The 19253-nt window shown below is 63.3% G+C and carries 18 protein-coding genes; 12 read left to right on the top strand and 6 right to left on the bottom strand.

Annotation, left to right across the window (positions count from 1 at the left end; all coding sequences use genetic code 11):
• Positions 1-130 precede the first annotated feature (130 nt).
• The 3 genes from HNQ36_RS13555 to mnmA all read right to left on the bottom strand — a co-directional run bounded on the left by HNQ36_RS13555 (position 131) and on the right by mnmA (position 2729).
• Positions 131-499 (bottom strand): hypothetical protein, encoded by a 369-nt coding sequence (locus HNQ36_RS13555; protein ID WP_184085842.1) that lies wholly within the window; start codon positions 497-499, stop codon positions 131-133.
• A gap of 117 nt (positions 500-616) precedes the next feature.
• A complete protein-coding gene (locus tag HNQ36_RS13550) occupies positions 617-1255 on the bottom strand; it encodes a class I SAM-dependent methyltransferase (protein WP_184085840.1) in 639 nt (212 codons plus the stop codon).
• A 295-nt stretch (positions 1256-1550) separates the two neighbouring features.
• Positions 1551-2729 (bottom strand): tRNA 2-thiouridine(34) synthase MnmA, encoded by a 1179-nt coding sequence (gene mnmA / locus HNQ36_RS13545; RefSeq protein ID WP_184085838.1) that lies wholly within the window; start codon positions 2727-2729, stop codon positions 1551-1553.
• 460 nt (positions 2730-3189) lie between these two features.
• Between mnmA and HNQ36_RS26570 the strand changes: the two genes are divergently transcribed.
• The 8 genes from HNQ36_RS26570 (at position 3190) to flbD (ending at position 11255) form a co-directional block, all read left to right on the top strand.
• Positions 3190-4722 (top strand): flagellar hook-length control protein FliK, encoded by a 1533-nt coding sequence (locus HNQ36_RS26570; RefSeq protein ID WP_184085836.1) that lies wholly within the window; start codon positions 3190-3192, stop codon positions 4720-4722.
• Between the two features lie 12 nt (positions 4723-4734).
• Entirely contained in the window at positions 4735-5430 is a 696-nt protein-coding gene (locus tag HNQ36_RS13535) for a flagellar hook assembly protein FlgD (protein WP_184085833.1), read from the top strand.
• 201 nt (positions 5431-5631) lie between these two features.
• Positions 5632-5907 (top strand): CtrA inhibitor SciP, encoded by a 276-nt coding sequence (sciP, locus tag HNQ36_RS13530; RefSeq protein ID WP_002714638.1) that lies wholly within the window; start codon positions 5632-5634, stop codon positions 5905-5907.
• Positions 5908-6100: 193 nt separating this feature from the next.
• Positions 6101-7705 (top strand): flagellar basal-body MS-ring/collar protein FliF, encoded by a 1605-nt coding sequence (fliF, locus tag HNQ36_RS13525; protein WP_184085831.1) that lies wholly within the window; start codon positions 6101-6103, stop codon positions 7703-7705.
• A 6-nt stretch (positions 7706-7711) separates the two neighbouring features.
• Entirely contained in the window at positions 7712-8812 is a 1101-nt protein-coding gene (fliG, locus tag HNQ36_RS13520; protein WP_184085829.1) for a flagellar motor switch protein FliG, read from the top strand.
• Entirely contained in the window at positions 8812-9459 is a 648-nt protein-coding gene (locus tag HNQ36_RS13515) for a FliH/SctL family protein (protein ID WP_184085827.1), read from the top strand. Before fliG ends, HNQ36_RS13515 begins: the two co-directional genes overlap by 1 nt.
• Complete coding sequence (fliN, locus tag HNQ36_RS13510; RefSeq protein ID WP_184085825.1) at positions 9456-9809, top strand: flagellar motor switch protein FliN; 354 nt, start codon at positions 9456-9458, stop codon at positions 9807-9809. The genes HNQ36_RS13515 and fliN overlap by 4 nt, the downstream gene beginning before the upstream one ends.
• 69 nt (positions 9810-9878) lie before the next feature.
• Positions 9879-11255 (top strand): sigma-54-dependent transcriptional regulator FlbD, encoded by a 1377-nt coding sequence (gene flbD, locus HNQ36_RS13505; protein ID WP_184085823.1) that lies wholly within the window; start codon positions 9879-9881, stop codon positions 11253-11255.
• Between the two features lie 284 nt (positions 11256-11539).
• Here flbD and HNQ36_RS13500 read toward each other — a convergent pair whose 3' ends face one another.
• From HNQ36_RS13500 to HNQ36_RS13490, 3 genes are all read right to left on the bottom strand, one after another.
• Positions 11540-12091: an SRPBCC family protein gene (locus tag HNQ36_RS13500; protein WP_184085821.1), complete on the bottom strand. Its 552-nt coding sequence runs from the start codon at positions 12089-12091 to the stop codon at positions 11540-11542.
• A 5-nt stretch (positions 12092-12096) separates the two neighbouring features.
• On the bottom strand, positions 12097-13341 hold the full coding sequence (locus tag HNQ36_RS13495) for an aminotransferase-like domain-containing protein (RefSeq protein ID WP_184085819.1): 1245 nt from the start codon (positions 13339-13341) through the stop codon (positions 12097-12099).
• Between the two features lie 114 nt (positions 13342-13455).
• Positions 13456-13659, bottom strand: coding sequence for a hypothetical protein (locus HNQ36_RS13490; protein WP_184085982.1), 204 nt, complete (start codon positions 13657-13659; stop codon positions 13456-13458).
• A 200-nt stretch (positions 13660-13859) separates the two neighbouring features.
• Between HNQ36_RS13490 and HNQ36_RS13485 the strand changes: the two genes are divergently transcribed.
• The 4 genes from HNQ36_RS13485 (at position 13860) to HNQ36_RS13470 (ending at position 19054) form a co-directional block, all read left to right on the top strand.
• Positions 13860-14972 (top strand): ATP-dependent DNA helicase, encoded by a 1113-nt coding sequence (locus HNQ36_RS13485; RefSeq protein ID WP_046828818.1) that lies wholly within the window; start codon positions 13860-13862, stop codon positions 14970-14972.
• A gap of 345 nt (positions 14973-15317) precedes the next feature.
• On the top strand, positions 15318-17003 hold the full coding sequence (locus HNQ36_RS13480) for a glycosyltransferase family protein (RefSeq protein WP_184085817.1): 1686 nt from the start codon (positions 15318-15320) through the stop codon (positions 17001-17003).
• 157 nt (positions 17004-17160) lie between these two features.
• A complete protein-coding gene (locus tag HNQ36_RS13475) occupies positions 17161-17556 on the top strand; it encodes a BA14K family protein (protein ID WP_184085815.1) in 396 nt (131 codons plus the stop codon).
• Positions 17557-17725: 169 nt separating this feature from the next.
• Entirely contained in the window at positions 17726-19054 is a 1329-nt protein-coding gene (locus HNQ36_RS13470) for a serine hydrolase domain-containing protein (RefSeq protein WP_184085813.1), read from the top strand.
• The last annotated feature ends 199 nt before the right edge of the window (positions 19055-19253 follow it).

The following is a 19253-nucleotide window of genomic DNA, read 5'->3' as shown; positions in this document are numbered from 1 at the left end:
TCGCGGTCGCGAACGGCGGCATATAAGAAGTCACCCAAATGCCTGTCAAGCAATGACCGCGCCCTGTCCCATCTGATTGGTTTTTCACGCGCAATCAGCCGTAAAGAGCGCTTCGCGAGGCCTAAAAACCTCACTTTGGCCGCACCGAGGGATCGCCGCCGGGGCTGCCGGGCGGCGGAATCACCTTCATCGCTCCACCCTGCGGGGTCGGGGCATGCATCTCGGGATCGACGCCGGGCGGCGGACACAGCACGCCGTCCGATTTTGCCAGCCGGTCGCCTAGCGATTCCGGTGCGCGGCCGGTCGTGGTGCCGCGCGGGGCGATGGTGCCTTCCTGTGGAACCGCCTCGGTCGGCACACAATTCGACGGCGTGCGCGCGGGATTTGGCGGCGCGGTTTGCGCCTGCGGCGTCGATGGCGCAGGCGGTGCCTGCGCAAAACTCACAGCAGGCAGCAACGCCAATGCAGCGCTCATCACTATCGGGAGTTTACTTGTCATGAGAGGAAAACGGCCCGCCGGCGCGGATGTTCCCTGCAACATCATCCCAAAAGGCGGGAACCGTTTGTCGGATCAGATCATGCCGAACCAGCAAGGCAACACGCGTGGTGCGCGCTGTCAGCCTTTGCGATAACGGATCAGCGAAAAGTGTCCCATCGGCGGCATCGGGCGGCGCTCGACCAGCGTGACGCCGCCATGTTTCGCGGCCCAGTTCACCAGCCGCTCCCACGGGAATTCCGGCCGCCAGCCGAGCCTGCGCGCCAGCGGCGCGAAGCACATCTCGAAGACTTTGCGCGGACCGCTTTCCGCGCCGATATGGTTGACCAGAATGAGTTCGCCGCCCGGCTTCAGCACGCGCATGAAATCATCGAGCGTCGCTTCCGGATCAGGCACCGCGGTAATCACATATTGCGCCACCACCGCATCGAACGCCTCGTCCGGAAACGCGAGATTCTTCGCGTCCATCACCGACAGGGTTTCGACATTGGTGAGGTTCTGCGCGCGCACGCGCTCCTGCGCCTTGCGCAACATCGGTTCGGAAATATCGACGCCGTGCAGCCTGGTGCTGCGCGAATAATCCGACAGCGACAGCCCGGTGCCGACGCCGACGTCGAGCACACATCCACCGATCGCATCTGCCAGAGCGATGGTCGACTTGCGGCCTTCGTCAAAAACCTTGCCGAACACCATGTCGTAAACCGGTGCCCACGCGGCATAGGCTTTCGCTACTCCGGCCCGGTCGATATCGTTGGTCATGTCCCCGCCCTGTTACGCAATACTTGTTATTGTTCCGGCACGATCCGCACCGAAAATCTCACCATTCTTGGAGGATCAGAAGCATTTTGGCCAGCATGATCTAATCCGAAAACCGGTGTCCACTTTTCGGGATCATGCTATCCGGCAAGGGCTTCGCACAAACCAGTGTCCCGTATCCGACGTTCGTTTCGCCGTGCAACACCATTCGTACGAACGTCGGATACGAAAGGACACTGGCAAATAATGATTCTAGTGATCCTTTGGTTCTGACATTCGCAAACAATGCTTGCTGAGATTATGGCGCGAATGTCAGAACCGGATCACTAGCCGCTGTCCGGACCATGCGCGGCGCAGCGCTGATGAAGCCGCCGCCCAGAACGCGGGCCTGTCCGGCAGGCGCATCGTAGAACACGCAGGCCTGTCCCGGCGAAACGCCTTCCTCGCCATCGACCAGTTCGACCTCGTAAGTCCCGCCGACGCGGCGCAGCCAGGCCGGCTGCGGCGGACGGGTGGAGCGCACCTTGACGAACAGTTCGAGGCCGTCGCCGATGGCGTGGTCGAGTTCACCGTCGCCGATCCAGTTGACGTCGCGCAGCATGATCTTGCGCACGTTCAACGCCTCGCGCGGTCCGACCACGACGCGGCGCGTCTCCGCGTCGAGATGCACAACATAAAGCGGCGCGCTTGCCGCGATGCCGAGGCCACGGCGCTGGCCGACGGTGAAACCGACGATGCCCTGATGGCGGCCGAGCACACGGCCGTTGAGATCGACAATGTCGCCGGGCTCCATCGCCTTCGGCTTCAGCCGCTCGATCACGTCGGTATAGCGGCCGGTCGGCACGAAGCAGATGTCCTGGCTGTCGTGCTTGTCCGCGACCGACAGTCCGAAGCGGCGCGCCAGTTCGCGGGTCTGCGCCTTGGTCATATCGCCGAGCGGGAAACGCACGTCGGCGAGTTGATCCTGCGTCGTCGCGAACAGGAAGTAGCTCTGGTCGCGGTCGGTATCCGCGGCGCACACCAGCGCGCGCGATCCATCCGGCTGACGCCGCGACGCGACATAATGTCCGGTGGCGAGCGCCTTGGCGCCGAGTTCGCGCGCGGTGCTCAGCAGATCACGAAACTTGATCGAGCGGTTGCACTCGATGCACGGCACGGGAGTCTCGCCGTGCACGTAGCTCTCGGCGAAGCTCTCGATCACCGACTCGCGGAAACGGCTTTCGTAGTCGAGCACGTAATGCGGAATGCCGAGCCGCGCCGCGACATCGCGCGCGTCGTGAATATCCTGACCGGCGCAGCACGCGCCCTTGCGGTGGGTCGCGGCGCCATGGTCGTAAAGCTGCAGCGTGATGCCGACCACGTCATAGCCTTCGGCCTTCAGCAGCGCAGCCGTCGCCGAGGAATCGACGCCGCCGGACATGGCGACGACGACCCGGGTGTCTTCCGGGCGACCTTCGAGGTCGAGGCTGTTGAGCATGAGTGAGGCCGATCTTGCTGTTGCCGGGACGGCTAGTGTCCCGTATCCGACGTTCGCTTCACTCTGCAGCGCCCCCGAGCGAACGTCGGATACGAAGGGACACTAGCAAACTATAATTCGAGTGATCCTTTGGTTCTGACATTCGCAAAAGTGCCTGCGAAGAAATCATACGAATGTCAGAACCGGATCACTCGCCCGCCCGCAACCGGTCATTTCAGGTGCTCTTTATCTATAGTCCGACCGTAGCTGAGGCAATCGCGGCGGCCTTGATCTATTCCAATGAAACCCGCCCCGTTTTGAGGGGGAAATTCTTGCCGCTGGGCAGAAAGCCCCCGGCCCCGCGCCCCATGTCGGTGGCCATCGATTGATGTAAGATATTGAAATTAAACATGTTTTAAGTTCGTTCCCGGTGGCCCGGTCCTTGCTGAACAGAAGAAGCAATCAATCTGAAAGGCCGCCCGTGTTCAGCGTTACCCCGGAACCAGCCGTATCCAAGCCCGCCTATGATCCGCAGGCCAGACAGGCGCGCGCCGATCAGCCGCCGTCCGACGACTTTGCCGCACTGGTGGACAGCAATGCAGCGGCGGCCTCGGAGACAGACCGTCCGGCTCGCCCGGCACCGGATGCGCCCCGCCGCGATGCGCGCGGAACCAACGCACCCGCGCAGAACAACGACCGGCCGCAGGCCGATGCTTCCACCGCATCCTCTAGTAAGGAGTCCGGCACGGCAAAACAGGACGGCCAGTCATCCGCACCAGCCGATGCAACCGGCAACACATCCACGGACAAGACCAAAGCCGCGTCTGGCGACACCAAAACCGAAGACAAGCCGCAGGATAGCAGCGCTGAGAGCGACGCAGCCGTGGCCGCTGTGACGCCGGTGATTCCCGCCATCGTGATCGATCCCGTCGCGGTCGTGATCGCCGCGGCAGCAGCGCCGACTGCAACGGGCGACGAGGCGGCAGCGGCAACAACCGTTGCGGCAACAGCCGCTATCGCAAGTGCCTCCGCCATCACCACGCCTGTCGACGCATCGGCGGTGCAAACGCCCGGCGTTGCAGAAACCAACACCACCGGCGCGACCGTCACAACCGGCGTGACAACTCCGGCGGCTGAAACCACAGCGCCGGAAACCACCGCCGCGACGATCTCCGCTGCTGCGACCGTCATCAAGTCCGACAGCGGCAAGACCGAAATCCTCGCAAAGGATGGCGAGGCCGCGCCCGCCAAGGACGGCAAGGACAGCAAGCTGGCCGCCGATCCGTCGGCCAAGCCGGTATCGGATCAGGCCATCAAGCCGGAAACCGGCGCGGCGAACACCGACGACAAGACGGCGCAGCACCAGCAGGCGACTGCGGAATCCGGCAAGGCCGACACCGAGAAGCATGCCGGCAAGGCTGGGCCGCAGGCCGAACACAACGCCGCGGCTCCCACGCCGCAACAGACGCTGCTGACCGATCCGGGCTTGCTGCCTCCCACCGGCATTCAGCCGCAACCGATCCAGACCCATGCCACCAATCTGACCGCGATCGCGGTGCCGACGGCGAATACTGCGCTCGCAGACAGCGCGCCGGTGCCGCTGAACGGTCTCGCGGCGGACATCGCGCTGCGCGCGGCCGGCGGCAACAGCCGTTTCGACATCCGTCTCGATCCTGCCGAGCTGGGCCGCATCGATGTGCGCCTCGACGTCGACAAGCACGGCAACGTCACCTCGCATCTGACGGTGGAGCGCCCGGCGACGCTGGACATGCTGCGTAACGATGCGCCGAGGCTTCAGCAGGCGCTGGAAGATGCCGGCCTGAAGACCGGCGACTCGGGATTGCAGTTCAGCCTGCGCGACCAGTCATCGTCCGGCCGCGATAGCGACAACGGCTCTGGCCGCAATTCCCAGCGCGTCGTCATCACCGAAGAAGACACCGTGCCCGCACAGGTCGCTGGGCGAACCTACGGCCGCATGCTCGGAGCGAGCAGCGGCGTCGATATCAGGATCTGAGGAGAAATCATCATGGCGGTTGATGCAACCACAGCGCCGATACCGACATCGGGCATCACGACAAACAACTCTTCCGGCTCGAGTTCGACAAGCGGCAGCAGCACCGGCATCGCGGATAATTTTCAATCCTTCCTGATGCTGCTGACCACCCAGCTGCAGAACCAGAATCCGATGGACCCGCTGGATACCAACCAGTTCACCCAGCAGCTTGTGCAGTTCGCCCAGGTCGAACAGCAACTGAAGTCGAACAGCCAGCTCGAAGCGCTGGTCAAGATCGAGAAAACCGCGCAATCGACCCAAGCGCTGGTGTTCGTCGGCCAGACCGTGGCGGTTGACGGCAGCACCGCGCATTTCGACGGCAACGCCACCTGGAATTTCAGCGCGCCGTCGAACTCGAGCGCGACCATTACCATCACCAATTCAGCGGGCCAGACCGCTTACACCGGCAGCTTCGCCATCGGCTCCGGAAATTCCAGCTTCGTCTGGGACGGCAAGGGCGCCGATGGCACCAAGTGGCCGGCCGGCGACTACAAGATGACGGTCACGGCGAAAGACAGCAATGGCAAGGACGTCGCGATCTCCACCGAGGTTCAGGGCACGGTTGATTCTGTCGATCTCACCGCGAGCCCGGCGCTGCTGTCGATCGGCGGCAAGAACTACACGCTCGAACAGATCAAGCGCGTCGTGCGGCCTCCCGCATCGAGCTGACGATGTGACGATCCGCTGACACAGCGCGATCCGGACTCAGACATTTCACATCCCGCAGGCCGGTCCCTCACGGAACCGGCCTGTCCCGTTTTGGGCAGATCGAAGGAGAATCGTATTGGAGGCTTGGGTTTAGGTAAATTTTAAGCCGCCGGGGGTAGGTTGTTCCCACGAGTTCAGTTGTTTCGAGTTTGTGAGTACACCATGACAGAACCCCACCGCCCGAGGGTGAAGTACGTCATCGGGCCAGATGGCAGTCCGCTGACGATCGCGGATCTACCTGCGCCCGGTACCAAACGGTGGGTCATCCGCCGTAAGGCCGAGGTTGTGGCCGCAGTCCGCGGTGGTCTCCTCTCTCTTGAGGAAGCCTGCAGCCGTTACACCCTGACGGTTGACGAATTCCTGTCCTGGCAGTTCTCCATCGACCAGCACGGTCTGGCCGGATTGCGCACCACCCGCATCCAGCAGTACCGCCAGTAAGTTTCCGGCGCTCGCGCCACCCATATCAAGAAATTTCCGGCAATTTTCTGAAAACCGGCCTCTTTTCGAGAGGCCGGTCTTTGGCATTTCAAGATTTCTCCTCAGCCGTTAACCGGCGTTAACCATATTGAAACCATAGATAGGCAAATTCTGCCCAGTCGGTGCGTGACGCCGAATCTGTGGGGCTGGTTCGTTGCAGGGTCTGTTTTCCTTCCTGAAAGGTCTGGGCGCGGCGCGGATGGCGGCTATGGCCGCCGTAACGCTGGCGCTCGTCGGTTTCTTCGGTTTCGTCATCATGCGGGTGACCACGCCGCCGATGGCCACCCTGTTCACCGACCTCAGCTATGAAGACTCCTCGGCGATCATCAAGGATCTGGAACGCCAGGGCATTCCCTACGAGATGAAGAACGAAGGCGCCGTGATCCAGGTGCCGAAGGACAAGATCACCCGGCTGCGCATGAAGCTCGCCGAAGGCGGCCTGCCCAAGGGCGGCGGCATCGGTTACGAAATCTTCGACAAATCCGACGCGCTCGGCTCCACCAGCTTCGTCCAGAACATCAATCACCTGCGCGCTCTCGAAGGCGAACTGGCCCGCACCATCAAGGCCATCGACCGCATCCAGGCGGCGCGGGTGCATCTGGTTCTGCCGGAACGGCCGCTGTTTTCCCGCGAAACCCCGGAACCTTCGGCCTCCATCGTGCTGCGAGTCCGCGGTGCGCTCGAGCCGCAACAGGTCCGCGCTATCCGTCATATCGTCGCCTCCGCCGTCAACGGCATGAAGGCGCAGCGCGTCTCCATCGTCGACGAAAGCGGCCAGTTGCTGGCCAACGGCGCGGCCGGCGACGGCGCGGCCGACGGCGGCAGCGGCGACGAGCGGCGCGCCTCGTTCGAAAAGCGCATGCGCGACCAGGTCGAGACCATCGTGTCCTCGGTGGTCGGCTCCGGCCGGGCCCGCGTCCAGCTCACCGCCGACTTCGACTACAACAAGGTAACCCAGACCTCGGACAAGTTCGATCCGGAAGGCCGCGTGCTGCGCTCCAGCCAGTCGCGCGAAGAATCCGCCGCGACCGCCAATGCCAATGACGGTCAGGTCACCGTCAACAACGAGCTGCCCGGCGCCCAGGGCCAGGGCGGCGGCGCCACCGCGAAAGACCAGAGCAAGAAGAGCGAGGAAATCAACAATTACGAGATTTCCCGCGTCACCAAGACCGAAGTGACCGAGGCCGGCCGCGTCAACCGCATCTCGGTCGCCGTGCTGGTCGACGGCAGCTACACCAAGAACGACAAGGGCGAGGTCGTCTACGCCGCCCGCGCGAAGGAAGACCTCGACCGCATTGCCACGCTGGTCCGCTCCGCCATCGGCTTCGACCAGAAGCGCGGCGATCAGGTCGAGATCGTGAACCTGCGGTTCGCCGACGTGCCGTCGGTGATCCCGACCGACGCGCCGAAGGGCTTCCTCGGCATGTTCCAGTTCACCAAGGACGACATCATGTATTTCGTCGAGCTCGGCGTGATGCTGATCCTCGGCATTATCGTCGTGTTCATGGTGGTCCGCCCGCTGCTCAAGCGCGTGCTGGCAGCCGATCCGGCCGCCGCGATCGCCGCGCCGCTCCCGGCATTGCCCGAGGTTGCGCCGCAGCCGGCCCAGCCGCAGATCGCCGCGACCTCGATGATCGACGTCGCCCAGGTGCAGGGCCAGGTCCACGCCCAGTCCGTGCACCGCGTCGGCGAGCTTGCCGACCGCAACCCCAATGAGACCGCCACCATCATCCGTCAGTGGCTTTCAGAACCGGCTTGATCCGACATGGCAAACACACCCGCGCTCACCAATAACAACAACCAGAACACCAACGACATCGCGGGTGTCGTCGCCACGCTGGCCAGCCGCCAGAGCGGCCGCACCAAGACCAAGCCGATGTCGGGTCCGAAGCGCGCCGCCATCATGATGCTGGCGCTGGGCGAACAGTATGGCGGCAAGGTCTGGTCCATGCTGGACGATGACGAGGTGCGCGAACTGTCGCTGGTGATGTCCTCGCTCGGCACCGTCGAGGCCGACGTGGTCGAAGACCTGATGCTCGAATTCGTGTCGCGGATGTCGGCGTCCGGCGCGCTGATGGGCACGTTCGACGCCACCGAGCGGCTGCTGCAACAGTACCTGCCTTCCGATCGCGTCCACGGCATCATGGACGAAATCCGCGGCCCGGCCGGCCGCAACATGTGGGAGAAGCTCTCCAACGTGCAGGAAGAGGTGCTCGCCAACTATCTCAAGAACGAATATCCGCAAACCATCGCGGTGGTGCTGTCGAAGCTGAAGTCCGAGCATGCCGCGCGCGTGCTGGCGATCCTGCCCGAGGACATGGCGCTCGACGTCGTCAACCGCATGCTGAAGATGGAAGCGGTGCAGAAGGAAGTCATCGAGCGCGTCGAGCAGACCCTGCGCGTCGAATTCATGTCGAACCTGTCACAGACCCGCCGCCGCGACGCCCACGAGGTGATGGCGGAAATCTTCAACAACTTCGACCGCCAGACCGAAACCCGTTTCATCACCTCGCTGGAAGAAGACAACCGCGAGGCCGCCGAACGCATCAAGGCGCTGATGTTCACCTTCGACGATCTCGTCAAGCTCGATGCCGGTTCGGCCCAGACGCTGATGCGTCACGTCGACAAGGACAAGCTGGGCATCGCGCTGAAGGGCGCCAACGAGACCGTGCGTGACTTCTTCATGGGCAACATGTCGAGCCGCGCCGCCAAGATGCTGCTGGACGATATGGCGGCCGCTGGTCCGGTGCGGCTGCGCGACGTCGATGAGGCACAGGCTTTGCTGGTCAATCTCGCCAAGGATCTCGCGGCCAAGGGCGAAATCATGCTGCAGAAAAACCGCGCTGACGACGAACTGGTGTACTGATGGGCGCACCCGCAAAATTTCTGTTCGATCACGACTTCGCCGCGCCGGACGTCGCCAAGGAGCGCGCCGCGAGCGCCATCGAGATCGCGCAGCAGATCGCGGATGCGGAAGCACGTGCCTATCGCGCCGGTTTCGATGCCGCGCGGAACGAAGCCAAGGCCGAGAGCGACCGGCGCGCCGCGCTGGCGCTGGAGGAAATCGGAATTTCGATCAGGGCCATCGCCAGCCGCTTCTCGACCATCGAGGACCGGATGGAAACCGAGGCGGTGGACGTCGCGCTCGCGGTCGCCCGCAAGATCTGCACCGAGCTGGTCGCGGCCGAGCCGCTCACCGAGATGATGGCGCTGGTCAGCGATTGCTTCCGGCACCTGACCTCGACCCCGCACATCGTGGTGCGCATCAACGACGCCCTCTACGACGCCGCACGCGCGCAGATCGAGCAGCTCGCCAAGCGCAGCGGCTTCGAGGGCAAGCTGGTGATCCTGGCCGAGCCGGACATCGCCACCGGCGACTGCAAGATCGAATGGGCCGACGGCGGCGTCACGCTCGACCGCTCCACCATCGAAGCGAAGATCAACGAACTCGTCGGGCGCTATCTGGCGTCCCGCAATCAGGCCGGGATTCCCGGCCATGAGGACCGACCATGAGCGACACAGACACCAACGTCCCGCTTCCCGATCTCAACGCCGCCGACGCGTCGATGCAGGACGATCAGTCCCTGTTCGACGATAACGATTATGTCGGACGTATCGCATCCGATCTCGAAGCCGTCTTCGACGTTCCGGTTCAGGTCTCGGCCGTGCTCGGCCGCTCCAAGATGGATGTCTCCGAACTGCTGAAGCTCGGACCCGGCACTGTGCTCGAACTGGACCGCCGCGTCGGCGAGGCGATCGACATCTATGTCAACAACCGGCTGGTGGCGCGCGGCGAAGTCGTCCTCGTCGAGGACAAGCTCGGCGTCACCATGACGGAAATCATCAAGGCGGAACGCTCTTAAACCCAATGCGACAACCCGGCGCCGCAAATGGTCCGGGCATCTAACAAGACAGAATAACAGGAGACCACCATGCGGCTTCTCATCGTTGGCACCCTCAAGGGCCAGCTCACCACCGCCACCAAGATCGCCATGGACAATGGCGCGACGGTGACCCACGCCGAGGACAGCGACCAGGCGATGCGCGTGGTGCGCGGCGGCAAGGGCGCCGACCTGATGCTGGTCGATGTCGCCCTCGACATCCGCGATCTGGTGATGCGGCTGGAAGCCGAACACATCCACGTTCCCATCGTCGCCTGCGGCATCACCACCGATGCGCGGGCCGCGGTCGCCGCCATTCACGCCGGCGCGAAAGAATACATCCCGCTGCCGCCCGATCCGGAACTGATCGCAGCAGTGCTGGCCGCCGTCGCCAACGACTCGCGCGACCTGATCTATCGCGACGACGCCATGGCCAAGGTTGTGAAGCTGGCGCAGCAGATCGCGGGCTCCGACGCCTCGGTGATGATCACCGGCGAATCCGGCACCGGCAAGGAAGTGCTGGCACGCTATGTCCACACTCGCTCAAACCGGGCGAGGAAGCCGTTCATCTCGATCAACTGCGCCGCGATCCCGGAGCATCTTCTGGAGTCCGAACTGTTCGGTCACGAGAAGGGCTCGTTCACCGGCGCGATCGCGCGGCGCATCGGCAAGTTCGAGGAAGCCACCGGCGGCACGCTGCTGCTGGACGAAGTCTCGGAAATGGATGTCAGACTTCAATCCAAGCTGCTGCGCGCGATTCAGGAGCGCGTCATCGACCGCGTCGGCGGCACCCGCCCGGTGCCGGTGGACATCCGCATCATCGCGACCTCGAACCGCAACCTTGCCGACGCCGTCAAGGAAGGCAAATTCCGCGAAGATCTGCTGTTTCGTTTGAACGTCGTGAACCTGAAGATTCCGGCGCTGCGCGACCGCCCCGCCGACATTCTCGAACTGGCGCAGCATTTCGCCAAGAAATATGCCGACGCCAACGGTGTTCCGTTGCGGCCGATTTCGCCGGACGCGCGCCGCGTGCTCACCACCAACCGCTGGCAGGGCAACGTCCGCGAGCTTGAAAACACCATGCACCGCGCGGTGCTGATGGCGAGCGGCGACGAAATCGGCGCTGATGCCATTCTGTCACCGGACGGCGACCGGCTCGATCTGACCAGGACGCCGCCCGCGGTGGCGCACGCGACCTTCGCCGCCGAGCAGGTGACACGCGCGCTGGTCGGCCGCACCGTGGCCGATGTCGAGCGCGATCTCATCCTCGAGACGCTGAAGCATTGCCTCGGCAACCGCACCCACGCCGCGAACATTCTCGGCATCTCGATCCGCACACTGCGCAACAAGCTCAACGAGTATGCCGACGACGGCCAGCCGATCCCGCCGCCGGGTTCGGGTGAAGTGCGGAGTGCCGCGGCGGCGTAATTCTACCAACGATCAGCACCATAACAATAGTCGTCCCGGCGCAGGCCGGGACCCATACTCCCTGAGTTCTCAGCAGGGGCGCTGAGAGATCACGTCATATAACTGGTCTCGGTGGTTACCCGGCCTGCGCCGGGACGACGTAGAGAGAAGGGCCGTCATCCTGAGGTGCAAGCACTTGCGAGCCTCGAAGGACGACGGCTTTTGAACGCCCATCCTTCGAGGCTCACCGCAAGAGCGGTTCGCACCTCAGGATGACGCCATCTCTAACATTCACCGGCGTAAACCTAGTTTTGCGTCGGCTTTTTTGTGCCCGCTTCCACCAGCTGCTTCATGCTCGCGAGCCCCTTTTCCATCTCGCCACCCAGAACCTTGTCCATGCTGACGAACAGGCAGATCGCCTTGGCGATGAAATCGTTCTGGCCGGAAATCGTCCAGGATACGGCCGTGCCGCCGCCTTCGGGCTTCAACAAAAAATCCGAATAGCTGGTGCCAACAAACGGTTTCACGAAATCGGTCTTGACCTTCACGGCCTCAGCGGGACGGCTTTCGGTCAGCGTCATGCGCCCCTCGCCCACCTCGTTGTTGCCCGACCATGCGAACAGCGCGCCCTTGCCGCTTGCGGGTCCGGCGAACGATGCCTTCGCCGCCGGATCGCGCTTCGCCCACGGCGACCATGCCTGCCAGCGATGGAAATCATCGATCTGCGCGAAAACATCCGGCGCGGGCGCGGACATCACCATGCTTCGCGAGACACGATAGTCAGACGGTTGCAGCAGGATCAATGCGAGGAACGAGCCGATGGTAGCAATCAGGCCGATGAAAATCTTCTGCATCATGGCAACTAGCCCTTAGCCCGCTCGACATTCGCGCTGCGGCTGGGCACGCCGAATTCCTTGCGGCAGACCTCGGCCAGCGCGGCGACGCCGTCGCGGATTTCCTGCACTGACGGGCTGGCGAAACACAGCCGCAACCGGCTCTTGCTGTACGCCGCGTTGACGGACCATTCCGTGCCCGGATTGATCGCGATGCCCGACGCCAGCGCCGCCTGATATAGCTTCAGCGTATCGACATTGTCTGGCAGCTTGACCCAGAGAAAGATTCCGCCCGGCGGATCGTCGAATTCCGCCGCCGTGCCGAACTGCTCGGCCAGCGCCTCCATCATCGTCTCAAGTTTCAGCCGGAGTCCGCGCGCCAGTTTCGGCACGTGCTCGTTGAAATGCGCGGTGCAGAATTCGGCCAGCACCATCTGCTCCAGCGCGCCGGAGCCGGCATCGGTCTTGATTGGCAGGATGCGCGACAGCACATCCCACGGCGCGACGATGTAGCCGACACGCAAGGCCGGTGCGACGGACTTGGAGAACGAGCCGATGTGGATGACGCCGCCCGCCTTGCTCATCGCATAGAGCGCGGGCGGACGCTGGCCGCTCCAGATCAGATCCGCGTAGCAATCGTCCTCGAAAATCGGCACGCCGTACTCTTCCGACAGCTTCAGCAATTCGGCGCGGCGCTGCTCGCTCATGATGGTGCCGGTGGGATTCTGCACCGTCGGGATGGTGTAGATATATTTCGGCCGGATGCCCTTCGCCTTCAAATCCGCAAGCGCGGACGCAACCGCGTCGATCCGCATCCCATCGCCGTCGAGCGGGATGCCGACGATATTGACCCCGCGCCGCACCAGCCGCGTGATCGATCCCTGATAGCATTCCTGCTCGATCAGCACTGTGTCGCCCGGCGACGTAAGGAGACTGTTGACCAGATCGAGCCCTTGCAGCGAGCCCGACGTGATCAGGATTTCATCGGCGGTGCAGGTGATACCGGCATCGTGCTTCAGCTTGCCGACGAGAAATTCACGCAGCGGACGATAGCCGAGCGGCCCGCTGTTGAGGCCGTAGGTGGCGAGCGTCGCGCCTTCCCGCGTCAGCACCGCAGTCGATGCCGCCAGCAACCGGTCCACCGGAACCTGATCGGCGTCGTTGTTGCCACCGACGAAATTGTACTTCGGAAAGCCGTTCCATTTCGCGGCCGCAGGCGGCAGTCCCTTGGCAAGCAGCGGCGTGAAGTCGAACGAGCCCGAAGCAGCAGTCATCGCGGTGTCTCCCCGTTTATTGTTGTTTGCATGAGGACACCCTCATCGGCGACGTTGCGCTGGCCAACTTATAGAAACGGGCTGCCGTGACGCAACCGGCATCGCGCCGCACGGTCAGGCGCGGGATGGCCGGTCGGAGCGCTCGTAGATGATCGGCGGCGGACCGTCACCCGCCGTGAGACGCAGATAGACGTTATATGCGGACAGGCCGACCGCCACGACGATGAACACGACCACGGCGACGACGGCAATGCGCTTGAGGACGATCATCGCGGGGGTTATCTCGTTCACACCGGAGCGCGCATCAATACGGAACAAGCCGCTCCGTGCGCACCGGTTCTTTGCACCTTGCAGGCGCAACATATATGAGAAGCGCCGGCGGTTGCGACCGATGTTTCGCCACGGCCCGCCGCATTATTGTCCTCACGAGGGCTGCGAGTCAGGTATGCAGATGGACCCCGCTTGTGGCCCATCTTATCCGCTTGCGTCGCGCCACATATAAAGTATCCAGCACCACGATGACCACCTTCACGCCGCATCAGGATCAGGCGCTCCGCGCTGTCGCCGACTGGCTCAAGGCCAGGCCGGGCAAGAACGGCACGCCGCCGGTGTTCCGGCTGTTCGGCTATGCCGGAACCGGCAAGACCACGCTGGCGCGGCATATCGCCGACGGCGTCAACGGCAACGTGAAGTTCGCGGCATTCACCGGCAAGGCTGCGCTGGTGATGCGCAACAAGGGCTGCGACAACGCCTCGACGATTCATTCACTGATCTACCGCACCCGCGAATCCGGCGAGGAGCAGCCGAGTTTCGAGCTGTGGGACGACGCGCCCGCCTCCAAGGCGAAGCTGATCGTGATCGACGAATGCTCGATGGTGGACGCGGAGCTGGGCCGCGACCTGATGTCGTTCGATTGCCCGCTGCTGGTGCTGGGCGATCCGGCGCAGCTGCCGCCGATCCAGGGCGGCGGCTTTTTCACCGATGCCGAACCGGACGCGATGCTGACCGAGGTGCACCGTCAGGCGCAGGACGATCCGATCGTGCGGATGTCGATGGCGGTGCGCGAAGGACGTTCGCTCGACCTCGGCACCTTCGGCGAGTCTGAGGTGGTGCGGCGTGATGCGCTCGATCCGGATCGCGTCATGGCGGCGGATCAGGTGCTGGTCGGCCGCAACAACACCCGTCGCGCCTACAACATGCGGGTGCGGCAGAAGCAGAACATCGAGGATCCGTTGCCGGTGGCCGGCGACAAGCTGGTCTGCCTGCGCAACAACCGCAAGAAGGCGCTGTTCAACGGCGGGCTATGGCGGGTGAAATCCCGCGCAGCCTCGAAGTCCAAGATCATCACCATGCGGCTGTCGCCGGACGAAGAAGTCAGCAGCGCCAAGGTGACAAAGGTGTCGGTACGCGCCGACTGCTTCGGCGGCGGGATCGAGGATATTCCGTGGGAGCAGCGCCGCCCGTATGACGAATTCGACTACGGCTACGTGCTGACCGTGCACAAGTCGCAGGGCTCGCAGTGGAACGACGTCGTGCTGTTCGACGAGAGCTTCGCCTTCCAGGACAGCCGCGCCCGCTGGCTCTACACCGGCATCACCCGCGCGGCGAAACGGTTAACCGTGGTGGTCTGATACTTTTTGCGGATGCTAGTGGAGTGGATTTGACATTCGCGACCTCATGAGCCGCGAGTCCGCGAGGCGAATGTCAAATCCAAAAACTCCACTAGAAACTTATATTTACTAGTGGTCCGATTCTGACATCCGCAAGAATGCCTGCTGAGATGGATGCGAATGTCAGAATCGGACCACTAGCTTTTTTCGCAACGCAAAATGCATTTTTCTTGAGCAAGTGCCTTTTTCACACCTATGGTCGTTCCCGAGCCGGCCGGAAGGGCCGGCTTCGCCGTGGGGGCATGGCGAGCGTGCAGCCGTAACAGCGGACACGCGCCAAGTGTGTGGGCTGGGGAACGCCGGGGGATGACAGATTTCATAGGTGGCGGGCTGGATGTTTCCGGCCGCGATCTCGCTGGCGCCGGGCTCGGCGAGCGGCTGAAGCGCTATGCGCAGTGGCTCAGCCAGCGCAGCGCGTTCGATCTCGCCTCCTGCGCCGCGCTGGCCGCATTGGTCGTCGTCGCGCTGTGGACCTTCCAGAACTACGCGATTTCCAACGACGAGGGCGTGCAGCATCGCTACGGCGAACTGATCATCGCCTACTACAAGAGCGGCTTCACCGACCAGTCGCTATTCAAGCTCGACAATCTCTATCTCTACGGCGGACTGTTCGACATCGCCGCGCTGGGCCTGGCGCAGATCCTGCCCGTCGATCAGTACGAACTGCGCCATCTGCTGTGCGCGCTGATCGGCATCGGCGGCATCGGTGCAGCAGCGGCGACGGCACGCCTGATCGCCGGGCCGCGCGCCGCCTTCTTCACCATCGTGGCGCTGGTGCTGTGCGGCTCGTGGTACGGCGGCATGTTCAACCACACCAAGGGTATTCCGCTGGCTGCCTTCATGGCCGGCGCGGTGTATTTCCTGATCCGCGCCACGCGCGATCTGCCGGTACCGCGGATGCGCGACGTGATCGGGTTCGGCATCATGACCGGCGCCGCGCTGGGCATCCGATCGCTCAGCCTGCTGCTGATCGGATATGCCGGCCTTGCCATCCTGCTGAGCATGCCGCGCCCGGTGGCCGGCCACTGGCAGGAGCGCGCGCGGTTCGTGATGCGATCGGCCCTGTGGTTCATGCCCGCCTTCGTGATCGCGTACGTCATCATGATCGCGGCGTGGCCATGGGCGGCGCTGTCGCCGCTCAATCCGATCCGCGGGCTGCTGTCATTCAACGACTTCCACTATCAGATCCGCACGGTCCTGTTCGGCCAGGTCTACGAGATGGCCAACGTGCCGCGCTACTACGTGCCGACCTACATCGCGATCCGGCTGCCGCTGCTGACACTCGGCGGAACATTGCTCGGGCTGGCGCTGATCCTGCTGCCGCAACGCGTTGGCGGCATCGGCGGCGCGCGCCGCCGCGAACTCGGGCTGATTGCGTTCGCCGCGATTTTCCCGGTGGTGTGTCAGGTCATCACGGAAGGACCGGCATTCGACGGCTGCCGTCATTTCCTGTTCGTGTTTCCGCCGATCGCAATTCTCGCCGGCGTCGGCCTCAGCGCCTCGATCGGCGCGCTGGCGCGGCTGCATCGCGGCACCATGATCGTCTGGCTCGCGATCATCACCACAGGATACACCTGGACGGCGGGCAAGCTGTATCACCTGCATCCCTATGAGTATCTCTATTACAATCAACTCGTCGGCGGGCTGGAAGGCGCATCGCGGCGCTTCGTGACCGATTACTGGGTCAACATCATGCCCGAGGCGCTTGAAGAGCTGCACGACTTCCTCGACCGCACCGAGCCCGCCACCGCGAAGACTACCGTCTATCGTGTCGCCGTTTGCGGCGAGCGCGTCTCCTATGAAGAGTATGCGCGGCCGAACCTGCAATGGATCAGGATGCATGACTGGCGCTTCGCCGATTTCTACATCGCGCCGACCCACATGAACTGCGACCGCATCCTCGCCGGAAAAGTCATCGGCAGAATCGAGCGCCTGGGCGTAACCATCGGCACCATCAAGGATCGCCGCGCCGTGCGAGAGCGCGAAGAATGACTCGGAGCGCGCCTTGCAGCGCGGCTGCAAGGCGTTCCCTCACCAAGATACCGGCATTAATGCTTTCGAAAGTGTAAGCGATCGTCGGGAACTTTTCGCATTGCGATGGGTTATAATCACTCCGCCCAAATGTTCGATCCCACCTAAAGGAATAGATATGCGAACTGGAAAACTTCTCGCGGCCGTTCTGCTTGCCGGCGCGACAGCCCTCGCCGTCTCGCAGCCCGCAACCGCGGCGCCGCTGATGAACGATGCAGCGCTGAGCAAGGCAGCACCGGCCGGCGATGTCACCAACGTGCAGTACTATCGTCGCGGATACGGCCATCGCCACCACTATCATGGCGGCTATCATCGGCGCGGCTATGGTTACGGCGGCACTGCTGCCGGCGTCGGCATCGGTCTTGCCGCAGGCGCGGTGATCGGCGGCGCTATTGCCGCCTCGCAGGCGCAGGCTCAGCAGAACCACGCTTACTGCTCGCAGCGTTATCGCTCTTACGATCCCGCATCGGGCACCTACCTGAACAACAACGGCAACCGCTATCCCTGCCCGTAAGTTTTCGCCGCAATCCTGAACGACCACGACAACCGCGAGACGAATGTCTCGCGGTTTTTTTGTTGCCGCCGCTGCAATAGCAGTGGTTTGCCATGAGGCGCTCGGCTAGGCTTCGCGCATCGCGCCATCGCCGCAAGGCGAAATAAAAAACGACCACCGGGGAAATGCCATGATCATCCGCACGCACGCCGCACGATATGCTGCCGTCCTGCTCACACTCACGGGAGTGAACATGATTCCTTCCACCGGAGTAGATGCACAAGGCGCCCAGCCGCTTCCGACAGCGGCGCAGACCGATCCGAAGACGCTCGGCCTGATGCAGGGCTTTCCGCCGCCGCCGGACAAGACCATCCGCTTCATCGACGGCTCGTCGTCGCGCTTTCCGAACACGCGCTGGGCGTTCAGCCACTACCGCGAACTGGTGCCAACCGCGACAGTGTCGCGCGGCGAAGGGCCGGTGGTGCCGCTGCCGCGCGCCGAACGCGATCTCGGCGGCGTCGCCATCACCACGATGGACGGCAAGGCGATCACCTTCAATGACGCGATGCAGCTGACCTATACCGACGGCATCGTTGTGATGCACAAGGGCAAGATCGTCTTTGAAAAGTATTTCGGCGAAGGCAGCCCGCAACTGCCCCACATCGCCTTCTCGGTGACGAAGTCCTTCGTCGGCACGCTGGCGGCGGTGCTCGCAGCCAACGGCAAGCTTGATCCCGCGGCTCCCGTCACCAAGTACGTGCCCGAACTGAAAGACACCGCCTATGGCGACGCCACCGTGCGCCAGGTGATGGACATGACCATCGGCGTGAAGTTTTCGGAAAACTATTCCGATCCCAATGCCGAAGTGTTCGATTACGCCCGCGCCGGCGGCATGATGCCCATCGCCCCCGGCTATCAGGGGCCGCGCAGCTTCTACGACTTCCTTGTCAAGTTGAACAAGGAAGGCGAGCACGGTCAGGCCTTCGCCTACAAGACGGCAAACGCCGAAGTGCTGGCATGGATCGTCAAGCGTGCCTCAAACCAGTCGCTGGCCGCGCTGCTGTCATCGGAAATCTGGTCGAAGCTCGGCGCCGAGCATGACGGCTACTTCATGGTCGACAGCGTCGGCACGGAATCCGGTGGCGGCGGCTACAACACCGCGCTGCGCGATCTCGCGCGCTTCGGCGAGATGATGCGCAACAAGGGCAAGTTCAACGGCCAGCAGATTATTCCTGAAGCCGCCGTCGCCGACGTGACGCAGGGCGGCAAGAAGGACGACTTCGCCAAGGCCGGTTACGGACTGCTGAAGGGCTGGTCCTATCGCGACATGTGGTGGATCACCCACAACGAACACAACGCCTACGTGGCGCGCGGCATCTACGGCCAGAGCGTTTATGTCGATCCGACCGCCGAGATGGTGATCGCCCGCTACGCTTCGCATCCGATGGCGGCCAACGCCGCCAACGATCCGGTCTCGCTGCCGATGTATATGGCGCTGGCGAAGGAGTTGATGAAGTAGGCGCGCAGTTCTGAAGATGCCAATCGCGCAATTCTGCACGAGCCTTGATGCAACAACAGTGTCGTCCCCGCGAAAGCGGGGACCCATAACCAGACCATGGGCTGCATCGCCGTCATCCTGAGGTGCGAGCACTTGCGAGCCTCGAAGGACGACGGCGATGTGCGGCTGCGCATCCTTCGAGGCTCGCCGCAAGCGCGGC

Origin of the sequence: Afipia massiliensis, from assembly GCF_014203115.1 — a bacterium.
In the GTDB taxonomy this organism is placed as follows: Bacteria; Pseudomonadota; Alphaproteobacteria; order Rhizobiales; family Xanthobacteraceae; genus Afipia; species Afipia massiliensis.
The sequence above is the reverse complement of the archived record's forward strand: the minus strand, read 5'-3'. Positions and strand labels throughout refer to the sequence as shown.